We start from the raw sequence: 10073 nt of genomic DNA, 5'->3' as shown, positions 1-10073 counted from the left end.
CTCCGGCTCCGCCCTGCGAAAACAAAACCACAGTGTCTCCTTCTCCATCCAGCGATGCCGGCGACGTGTTTGGAAGCTTACGGCATATCTGCCGGGAAGAGTCCATTCATAACCGTATGATTCAGATAGGAATGAAACGACTCATAATCTTCTGGAGACAAGGTACCGGGGGAAGACATGATTACCAGCTCATGTCCGGTATTTCCTTTGTGATACGGCGGGTGTACATGTGAAAATGCATTCTCTTTAAAACTGCACCGCTCATAGAACGACTTTCGGTGGATTGAAATATCATCCGAGGGCGGATCGATTTCCAGAATTATGGTTTTCTCCTTTTTCCCCAACCATTCCAAGGCCCTCTGGCCATATCTTCGGTTTCGCATCTTTGGATTGATGCAGAAATGCTCTACATAAATAAAGTTCTCTGTTTCCCAGTACAAGATGACTCCGGCAAAAGCGTTTCCGTCATAAATCAAGTCAAAATGGTATTGACTGCATTCCAGAATTTTTTTCTGAGATGCCTCTTCCCTCTGCTCATGGGCGGGGAAGCTCATGGCATATAAGGCCATTGCGGCTGGATACATGGCATCTTCAGCCGAGGTCAGTCTCTTGAAATTTAGTTTTATCTTTTCTTTATCCGGCAGGACGGCTTTAAGGAAGGCATCTTTGTTTTCTGTTTTCAGCCAGTTCATATTCTGTGCTTTTTTAAACGGCATTTTTCCTCCGAAGGATTTTATGCAATCCGCATGCATGGGCAGTTCCTTCGGAATGTTTTTTTCGACTGCATTCTGAAATGTTTCAGTTTCGCAATTGCAGAAATAGAAAGAAACCGATTTAGTAAGCAGTACATTTTTATATTGCTGGATAAACTTTGCAGCCGGTTTGTAGATTTTACCGAACCGGATGCCGGAGCCGACTATAATCGTGTCAAATAATTCGGGATTGGGGATGGCATGCCTGAGATCACATACAGTGCAGTCCGTCAGCTCCTTTGCCAGCAGTTCGGCACATTCCCGGGCGGCGCCTGACTTGGTTGCATAGAGGAGTAGTGTTTTCATCTGTCGTATTCCTTTCTTGACTCGCTTGTGAACATATCTAAACTGTGTTCAATGTATAATAAAAAACAGGCTTTGTCAATGGCCGTCTGAACTGTTAACCAGTAGTATTCCGGCTCACAATAAAACCGGGAACCGTACATAGCATAGTCTTTATTTCTTTTTCTGAAAAACCTTGTGCCAAAAGGGTTTCTATAAAACAAAGCATTCCTTCCACGGGATGTTCAAACCCGGCCTGTCCCCGATCGGTGGACAGATATACGTGATTAACGCCCGAATTTCTGATATTAGATGCCATTTCTTCAGCAGAAACAGAGCCTTCGGCAATGTTCAGCCAGTTTTTTTCGATCAGGACTCCGGTATCGGCCAGTTCTTTTTGAATTGCCCCGCTGGATTTGGTGCGATTCCATTCAGGATGTGTTAATATCATATTGACACCATGCTTTCGTCCCGTTTTGCACAGTAAATAGGCCTCTTTCGTATCAAGATGGCCCGTGGCGAGACAGGCGCCGTATTTCTTTATAATATCAAAGATTTCGAATATCTCTTTTTTCAGCTCTCTGTTCTCATTAAAAATTGAGATACCGGGGCGTTGGAAAAAATCTCCCGGCATATCGCCGAATTTCAGGCAGTTTTCAGAATCTCTGGTGGGCATCCAGATGATGACAGCTCCCATTTTCAGGGAGTTTTCTACGGCATAGGGATTGAGACCGCCGACAGGTTGGTTAAGAGCCAGGCCGCCAAATGCCTTTGCGGCGCTGTTACTGTGCAGATTCACCAGAGCTGCCCTGGCCGCCGTACATCCGTAATGCGCCTTAATCAGGACACCCGCCATGCCCGCCTCTCCGGCCTCACGGACGAGATCAAAATCGTCTAATGCCCGGTGAAAAGCAGAGGGTTCGGTATGTGTGTGGAGATCATAACCCCCTTTAATCAGCTCTTTTGCAATTTGGCGATATGATTCCGAAATAAAGTGCATTTGTTTCATAAAGCCTCCAATAAGAATAAAAATACCGTTTTTGAGATAAGGATATAGTAACACCTTTAAAAGGAATAGTAAATACTGTATTTTCAAAACGGAATAAAAATACTTTTTAAATGGTATTGTTATGCTTTTATTGATTAGGGCGGTAGAATGACGTGGCAAAAGAGCGGGAATAGGAGACAGACGGGGGGGGGATTCCAAGGCGATAAGATGATTGGCCGGGCCGATTCGAACCGAAAAATAAAAGGCCCGTTATTTGGGCCTTTAGTATGGTAGACAAACTATATTTTCTGATTTTTATGGGCTGAAAATCTTTGTAAAATCGTAATTTCCTTCCTCCCTATTAAGACGGCGGCCTGTTCACGCGGCGCACAGCGTGTCGGCCCGTCATGAAAGAGATTACCGCATAAAGACATCGGCTTTATCAAGTTCTGATTCCAGTTCCTCAAGTATTTTCATGGAATCGGGGCCGAGCCGGCGGGCCAGTTCGGCAGTGAGGGCCTCTGCTATAAACATAAGCGGAAGAATACCGCAGCCGCTGTTGACAGAGTTTGTATCGATAACAATATCGGCATAGCGGGCAATCGGATTCAGGGACGTGTTTGTAACTAGAATGATTGGCACGTGGCGATCGCGGCAGATGGCAGATACGTCAATTGTCCGTTTGGTACAGGGCCAGGCCGAAAAAATGATAATAATATCTTCCTCCGCACTCAGGCGGAATATTTTATCATACAAGAATTCGCTTTCGTTGCTGAGCTGCCTGACATGAGGATAGAAGCGGTCGATGGCCGATTCCAGGTACAGGGATACAGTACGCGAGGAGCGAAGTCCCAGCAGATTGATTCGGGATGCCTCCATCATCAGGGTAATAGCCTTGTCAAGCTGCTCGATATTTTTCGGCGTAATGAAATTTTCAACCGTATGAGTGGTGTCATACCAGAGCGCATGCAGGATATCTGAATCAGAGTTGCTGGAAGCTTTCTGAAAACTGTTCTTAATTCCAATGTAAGACGAGGCATTGTTCTTCAGGGATACATTGAGTAAAGCGCGGCGGAAATCGCTGTAGCTGTCATAATGCAGCGTTTTAACAAGACGCATAACGGTAGTTGCTCCGACTCCGGAACGTTCCGCCAGTTCGGCTACGGTCATCATACCGGCTTCCACATAATTCAAAACAATAAAATTACAAAGTGTTCTCTGCTTTTTGGGCAGTACATCTTTTATCTGGGTGATAGTATCGAGAATGTTATTTTCCATAAACAACGTCTCCTTTTCATTCATTAAGTCGTTATAGTTAGATTTTCAGACCGCAATGCGGCTATTGGGCAGCTCGTCATGCCTTAAACAGTAAAGTTATGTTTATTATACGGCAGCCGGAAATCCGTGTCAAATATTATAAAACAAAAAGAAATTAATAGAATTATAAAAAGGCATATTTGAACCTTTTTGTTGTAAAATTGAACAAAAACAGCCGAGTATAATTGGCAAAAAGGATGAAAAAGGAATATTGCGATGATAAAAGGTTGAAATATACCAAAAAAAGATGTATAGTGACATTGCGACAGGGATATAGAGAAAAACAAGGAATAAATTTAGTATTTCAACAAAAAGGAGAGATATGTTATGAAAACAAGGGAAGTAGTATTTTACAGTGAAGGTGACAAGATGGCAGGAACGGTATATCTTCCGGATGATTATAAAGATGGGGAGAAACGGCCGTGTATTATTGCAAACTCTGGATGGACAGGACTTAACATGGTATATCCCGCCTTGTTCTCCAGGGCGATGACTGCGAAAGGGTATGTATGCATGGGTTTTGATTACCGTGGATTTAAGCCCAGCGAGGGAAGAGAAAAATATACCACACTGGAGAGGGAAGTGGAAGATGTGGCGGCAGCGGTGAATTTCATGAAAGCGCAGCCTGAGATTGATCCGCAGAGAATTGGTTTAATCGGCTGGGGCGTAGGCGGAGCCGTATGTGTGGAGGTCACGGCAAGAGAGGATGCGGTAAAGGCGGTTGCCACACTTAATTCCTTTGTTGACGGCGTGCGCTGGATGCGTATGGGAATGGGAAATGATAAGTACCATAAAATGCTGAGAGCTCTGGAGGACGATAAAATTAAACGTGCCACAACAGGCGATCCGGTGCTGAGACATCCCTATGAGTTTTATCCGAATATTGACGAGAGCGGTGATTTCTATGTTGATCAGACGCTGAAGAGAATCGACGGCGGTGTTTCAGAAAAGGCCAATCAGACGACAGGCGAAGAATTCCCGACCCCAATGTCCAGCGTTTACGCAGAGTCTTTCCTCCGGTTTAATATCGAAGCCACGCTTCCGAAACTGGCTCCCAAAGCCGTGTTTGTTGGCCATGGCAGATATAATGAACTCCATGACAAAATAGAGGCGGAGGAGGCATACCGCCTTGCAAAGGAACCGAAAGAGCTTTATTATGTAGAAGGTAAACATAACGAGTGGATGTTCGACGGAGATCCGAAGTTTGAGGCTCTTGCGGATGCAATGGGAGAGTTTTTCAATAAATATCTGTAAGTTCAGGGGGGCAAGTAGCAGTTCATGCTGTCTGAACTGTTACGATTGTAATTTATGCCATCAGACGGGCGGTGAAAAGTCGGTAAACGGGCCATTTTCACCGCCAAACGGGAGTCTTTTTGACAGCAGAAAGGGGATAAGGGTGAGGAAATATAAATTGGGATTAATCCAAATGGATCTCGCTTTTTTAGATAAGGAAACAAATCTCAGGAAGGCGTCTGAGATGGTCAGGGAAGCCGCTGCAAACGGCGCTTCACTGATTTGCCTGCCGGAAGCATTTAATACGGGATATCTGGGAAGTGACATCCCGGCCATGAAGAAAATGGCGGAGCCATTGGACGGCGAATCGGTTACGGTTATGAGGAAACTGGCGGCGGAGCTGTCGGTTTATCTGGCTGCCCCGATTATTTATGCGGCAGCAAACGGTGAGGCTGAAAATACGGCAGTGTTGATTAATGATGAGGGAGAGATAGAAGGAACTTATTCCAAATCCCACCCGGTGGGGGATGAACGGACTTATTTCCAGAGAGGAAACGAGTATCCGGTATGGAATACAAAGCTTGGAAAGATAGGTATTGTAATTTGTTATGACGTATGCTTTCCTGAGACGAGCCGTATTCTGGCGCTTCGCGGCGCCGAGCTGATGCTGGTACCGTCTGCATGGAGGGCGAGCCATTATTTTAAAGAATGGTGGGATTTAAATCTTGCCTGCCGCGCTATTGATAATCTGCTTTATGTGGCGGCGGTTAACCGCTGCGGACAGAGCGGGGAGGAAATTTTTGCGGGCAAAAGTCAGGTTATCAGTCCAATCGGGGAAGTACTGGCAGCTTTTGATGTTGAGGAGGAAGGAATTTTATATCAGGAAATTGACTTGGAGAGAGTTGCAAAGGAACGGGAATTTAATACCGTACTGACCGACCGGCATCCGGAAGATTATAAAATTCTGTCAGATAGATAAATGTTACTGTTCACAGTAACTGAGAAATGGTCAAGACAACAAAGGAGGAGGAAGTTTCATGGAAAAGAATAAGAACGGTAACATGCAGCTGCGGAAAATGACATTTTTCCCGCCGTTTATATTGCTGCTGCTGATTGTTGTTGTCAGCCTTATCAGCAAAGATACATTTTTAAACCTGATCAATAATATCAATAACTGGATTATTGCAAACGTAGGATGGGTCTTCAGTATTATCGCGGTGGGCACAGTTCTCGTAGCTATTGCGGCCGCATTTTCTAAATTTGGAAATGTCAGAATCGGAGGTGAGGATGCAAAACCGGAAATCTCCACATTCTCATGGTTTACGATTGCCCTTACAACGACTATGGCGGCGGGCGTCCTTTTCTGGGGACCTGCGGAGCCAATTGCCCATCTGAGCGCTCCTCCCACGGAGCTGACAGGAATTCTTCCGATGAGCAATGAAGCGCTTAAGTTTTCCATGGAAACGATGTTTTTGCACTGGACGTTTATTCCATACGCAATTTATACGGTTCCGGCGGTTGTCTTCGGTTTTATGTATTATAATGCAAAGAGGCCGTTTTCCATCACCTCCGAAATGGCTCCGGTGCTTGGAAAATATGCGGACAATAAAAACACCTCTAAAATTATCGATGCCATGACCCTGTTCTGCATCGGAGCGGGCATGGCAGGTTCCCTGGGACAGGGAATCATGAATATGTCAGGCGGTATTGCGGAATTGACCGGAATACCAAGCAATGCATCCATGTGGATGATTGTGGCCATTGTTATCGCAGCCATCTTTATTGCTACGGCAGTTTCCGGACTTCAGAAGGGCATTAAATTATGTGCCGACATCAATGTCTACGGCTATGTTGTTTTCCTTCTTTTCCTCCTGTTTTTCGGTGCAACTGCATTTGTATTCAATCTGGGAACAGAGGCTTTCGGCGGATTTGTTGCAAACTTCTTTGAAAAATCCCTGTTGACAGGAGCCTCCGCCGACAGCCAGTGGCCGCAGTGGTGGACCACCTTTTACTGGGCGAGCTGGATGGCGTGGGCGCCGACATCGGGAGCTTTCATGGGACGGATTGCCTATGGAAGAACAGTTAAACAGACGCTGGGATTATATGTGGGCGTATGTGCAATGGTAAGCGCTCTGTGGATGATTCTTGTAGGAGGAAACTCCCTGTTTGCCCAGATTAGCGGAGCGGTTGATCTGGTTGGCGTATATAATAACGTAGGTGTGGAGGCAGTTCCTTATTCAATGCTGAGAAGCATGCCGTTCTCACAGGTGATTATTCCGCTGTTCCTGCTTCTTATCTTTCTGTCGGTTGTCACTGCCTGCAATTCAAATATGACTGCAATGGCCGGTATTTCCACACAGGGAATCACGCCTGACAGCCCGGAAGCCCCTGCCTGGTTAAAAATCGCCTGGGGCGTTATCGTTATGACGCTTGCCTACATTATGATAGCCACGGTTGGCGTTAACGGAGTTAAGATCATTGCCAATTTCGGCGGCATGTTTGCGGGGATCATTATGCTTGGAACGACAATCAGCTGCGCGATTCTGATATTTAATCATAAGAAATATGATAAGACATTAAAGGATGGGGAGGATGTTCTTACTGATTTGCAGTAAAAACAGCAGTCCGGTACATGCCATCTGGTATGCATCGGACTGCTGTTTATATTGGTGGCGGTGACCTGTGCGCAAAGCGTGCAGGTTATCGTTCTGCCATTATGTCCTCCGGCCGTCCCGCCCGCATCCACCTCAATGTTTATAAATAATCAAAAACAAACTGGAGCTATCCGTCTCATCCACCTCATAGCGGCACCCGGATGCCTCTCCCAGGGAGATGAAATCCTGTCTGGAGAAGGTGTCGGCACGGAAGCCGTCCTTGCAGATGATGACGCCGTCCTTTGTTTTTTCTTCATCCACTTCGCCTAGCAGGCCTTTACGGGCCTGTTCCCGGAACCAGTCCAGGCGGGTTTCCCAGATTTTATCACTGTATGTACTGAAGTACGCCGTGCCTCCCGGCTTCAGTGCGTTCAGGCAGCCCCGGATCAGTTCGCCGGGATTCCCCTTAACGGCCGACAGTCCGTTCTGAAGGCAGATTACCACGTCAAACTCACCGTCAAAAGTGAGACTGTGAGCGTCCATTGTCAGCAGACGGCAGTTGGTGCAGCCTTTCAGGTATTCTTTTCCGAGCTGGACGGAATTATCTGAAAGATCAATGCCTGTGACGGCGGCAGCGGCCGGAGAGAGTTCCTTCATGATGCGTCCGTATCCTGCTCCAATTTCAAGGATGTGTTCATTGCCGGTCAGAGCTTTTTTTACGTAGTCAATTTCTGCCTGAAGATATTGCCGGATTCTTGGAAGTTCGGTCTGATATACCTGGTAGAGTCCATTTGCATTTAAATTATCCTGATAATAGCTGCTCATATACCTCCTCCTTTTTTCTATAAAGATAGGTGAAATACTGGCCCTCCGGTTTCTGATTTAATTGTATGTTAGGAGCAGTAGGTAAGTCAAACAAAATATCAAATAATCGCAACAAGCACATTTTTACTTTGTCAAACGCATATCTCATAAACGGGAAGACATCATGCCTGCTGCAGGGTAAGCGTCACAACAAACCGGCTGCCGCCGCCCGGATTATCGTGGACGGCCAGAGTTCCGCCGTGCATCTCTGTCAGCTCTTTTGCAATGCTGAGTCCCAGTCCAAAATGCTTTTTATCTTTTCTTGAGGCATCTCCCCGGTAAAAACGGTCAAAAATTCTCTGCTTCATCTCATCGGGCACCCCTTTTCCGGTGTCGGCAACTTCAATTACGGTTCTGAAATAACCGGCGCTGATCCGCCTGCTGCCTTCTTTTTTATACATTTTCAGCCGTACTTCCTTTCCGGCCGGAGTATAGGAGATGGCATTGTCGAGGAGAATCGTGATTACCTGCTCCAGTCTCTGCCGGTCGGCAAGAAGCGGCGGGAACGGTTCCTTTGGAAGCTCCAGTATGAGGTTTATATTTTTTTCCCTGCAAAGCGGGAGGAAAGCTTCATAGGCTTCAATCAGAAGCGTATCCGGTTCAGTCTGTGTGTAGTGAAGTTCCCAGTTTCCGGCGTCGGAGGACGCCAGAAGCAGCATATCCCCCACTAGTCTCGCCATTCTGCGGCATTCCCTGTCGGAATTTTTTATGAGCTGTCTCAGTGTGACCGTTTGATTCTGATTGCCTGTTTCCCCGGGCAGTTCACTTTCCAGCGCAGAGAGACTGGAGCGGATGACGGCCAGAGGGGAACGCAGTTCATGTGAGGCGGCTGCGACAAATTCATTCTGCTTCCGGATTCCATCCCTTGCAGGCTGAAGCGCCCGCCCGGTCAGAAACCAGCTGATAACCAGGATGCCGAGAATTCCGGCCGCTCCGGTCAGGACAAAGAGTGAAAGACCCTGGCGCAGCAGGACGGATCGCGGTGTAATATAGGAGAGCATCAGAAGGCTTTTAGCGCCCTTCGCTGTGGGCAGCACCATAACACGCCCGTAATACCAATCGCCTTTGCGGCCCTGGATGCGGAGCAGGCTGGTCTGGCTGGCGGAGGACGAGACAGGCGGGCGTGTGGGATCCACACCTTCCTGTCCGGCCGCAGTGACTGCCGCTTTTATAAGCTGTTCTCTCTCAGTCGGAGGCGTCCATGCGCCGGAGAAGAAGAGGGGCGAACTATTCTCTTCTATATAAATAACGGCCTGGTTTGTGACTTCCATCTGCGCCAGATAAGCGTCGCTGATGAAGGAGTAGGACTGCAGGCGGGAGCTGACCGAGAACCAGAGGTTATGGAAGTCAGTCTCCTGCTGCTGCTCCCTGATCGAAATATTGCGGTAAGAAATAAAGGCCAGAAGTATGATAAGTATACTGCCGGTAAGGACAGTGTAGAGTATTGTCAATTGTTTTTGTACCTTCTTAAACATGGTTATCCTTTCATAGAGATTTGATTGAGTCGATGAGGACGCCGCCGGAACGGCCGGCGGACGGGGGATTGGTATCTGAGTCTTTGGTCCCGGCTTGAAGATTGTCGTGAAAGGGGAATCCGGTCAGAATGAATTCCTTCGGGGAGCGCTTGCGCTCTTTGGAGTGCGAAGCAGTGCTAAGCTCGTGAAGGACCTCGCTAAGCACTGTCGGACTCCTATGTCCCCTGCGGAATTGATTCTGCCTCCTTCCCCCCCGGGAAGATGATCGGCGGGACCAAAGACTCAGATCCAGGTTATCGCGCTGTCCGCTGTCCGTTCCGGCGGCTGATTGTCCTCTTGCCTCAAGGGGGTGAGGAACTTGTCGCAGCCACTACGTTCATCCGGTCAGGCCCCAGATTGTCAAGTCAAGTAATATCTGGTGGCCGCGACAAGACCCCCCATCACCACTTAAAGCGTGAGACACTCAGCCGCCGCAGGCCAGCGGACGGGGCCGATATCCTTGGCGGAGTCGTTGGTCCCGCCGATCCTCTTCCCGGGGGAAGGAGGCAGAATCAATTCCGCAGGGGAC

Annotated in this window: 8 protein-coding genes; 3 read left to right on the top strand and 5 right to left on the bottom strand. The window is 47.6% G+C overall.

The annotated features are described in order from the left end of the window. Window positions 1–77 precede the first annotated feature (77 nt). From CLOSYM_RS23870 to CLOSYM_RS16490, 3 genes are all read right to left on the bottom strand, one after another. On the bottom strand, window positions 78–1058 hold the full coding sequence (locus CLOSYM_RS23870; RefSeq protein ID WP_021642993.1) for a GNAT family N-acetyltransferase: 981 nt from the start codon (window positions 1056–1058) through the stop codon (window positions 78–80). A gap of 94 nt (window positions 1059–1152) precedes the next feature. Next, a complete protein-coding gene (locus CLOSYM_RS16495; protein ID WP_044902662.1) occupies window positions 1153–2043 on the bottom strand; it encodes a DUF6282 family protein in 891 nt (296 codons plus the stop codon). A 396-nt stretch (window positions 2044–2439) separates the two neighbouring features. Then, on the bottom strand, window positions 2440–3300 hold the full coding sequence (locus CLOSYM_RS16490; RefSeq protein WP_003509518.1) for a MurR/RpiR family transcriptional regulator: 861 nt from the start codon (window positions 3298–3300) through the stop codon (window positions 2440–2442). Window positions 3301–3666: 366 nt separating this feature from the next. Here CLOSYM_RS16490 and CLOSYM_RS16485 point away from each other — a divergent pair, with 366 nt between their 5' ends. The 3 genes from CLOSYM_RS16485 (at window position 3667) to CLOSYM_RS16475 (ending at window position 7187) form a co-directional block, all read left to right on the top strand. Next, entirely contained in the window at window positions 3667–4593 is a 927-nt protein-coding gene (locus tag CLOSYM_RS16485; RefSeq protein WP_003504947.1) for an alpha/beta hydrolase, read from the top strand. 157 nt (window positions 4594–4750) lie between these two features. Continuing rightward, the gene (locus CLOSYM_RS16480; protein WP_242828692.1) at window positions 4751–5551 is read left to right on the top strand and encodes a carbon-nitrogen hydrolase family protein; all 801 of its coding nucleotides are present in this window, start codon (window positions 4751–4753) and stop codon (window positions 5549–5551) included. A 58-nt stretch (window positions 5552–5609) separates the two neighbouring features. After that, on the top strand, window positions 5610–7187 hold the full coding sequence (locus tag CLOSYM_RS16475; RefSeq protein WP_009296808.1) for a BCCT family transporter: 1578 nt from the start codon (window positions 5610–5612) through the stop codon (window positions 7185–7187). A 132-nt stretch (window positions 7188–7319) separates the two neighbouring features. Here CLOSYM_RS16475 and CLOSYM_RS16470 read toward each other — a convergent pair whose 3' ends face one another. Together CLOSYM_RS16470 and CLOSYM_RS16465 are read right to left on the bottom strand one after the other, a co-directional pair. Continuing rightward, window positions 7320–7991 carry a class I SAM-dependent methyltransferase gene (locus tag CLOSYM_RS16470; protein ID WP_021642988.1) on the bottom strand — a complete coding sequence of 224 codons (672 nt, stop codon included), beginning with the start codon at window positions 7989–7991 and terminating at the stop codon, window positions 7320–7322. A gap of 161 nt (window positions 7992–8152) precedes the next feature. Then, entirely contained in the window at window positions 8153–9505 is a 1353-nt protein-coding gene (locus CLOSYM_RS16465; protein WP_003504953.1) for a sensor histidine kinase, read from the bottom strand. Window positions 9506–10073 lie beyond the last annotated feature (568 nt).

Origin of the sequence: [Clostridium] symbiosum ATCC 14940, assembly GCF_000466485.1 — a bacterium.
Taxonomy (GTDB): Bacteria; Bacillota; Clostridia; order Lachnospirales; family Lachnospiraceae; genus Otoolea; species Otoolea symbiosa.
Note: the sequence above shows the minus strand (reverse complement) of the source record. Positions and strands in the feature narration are given on the sequence as shown.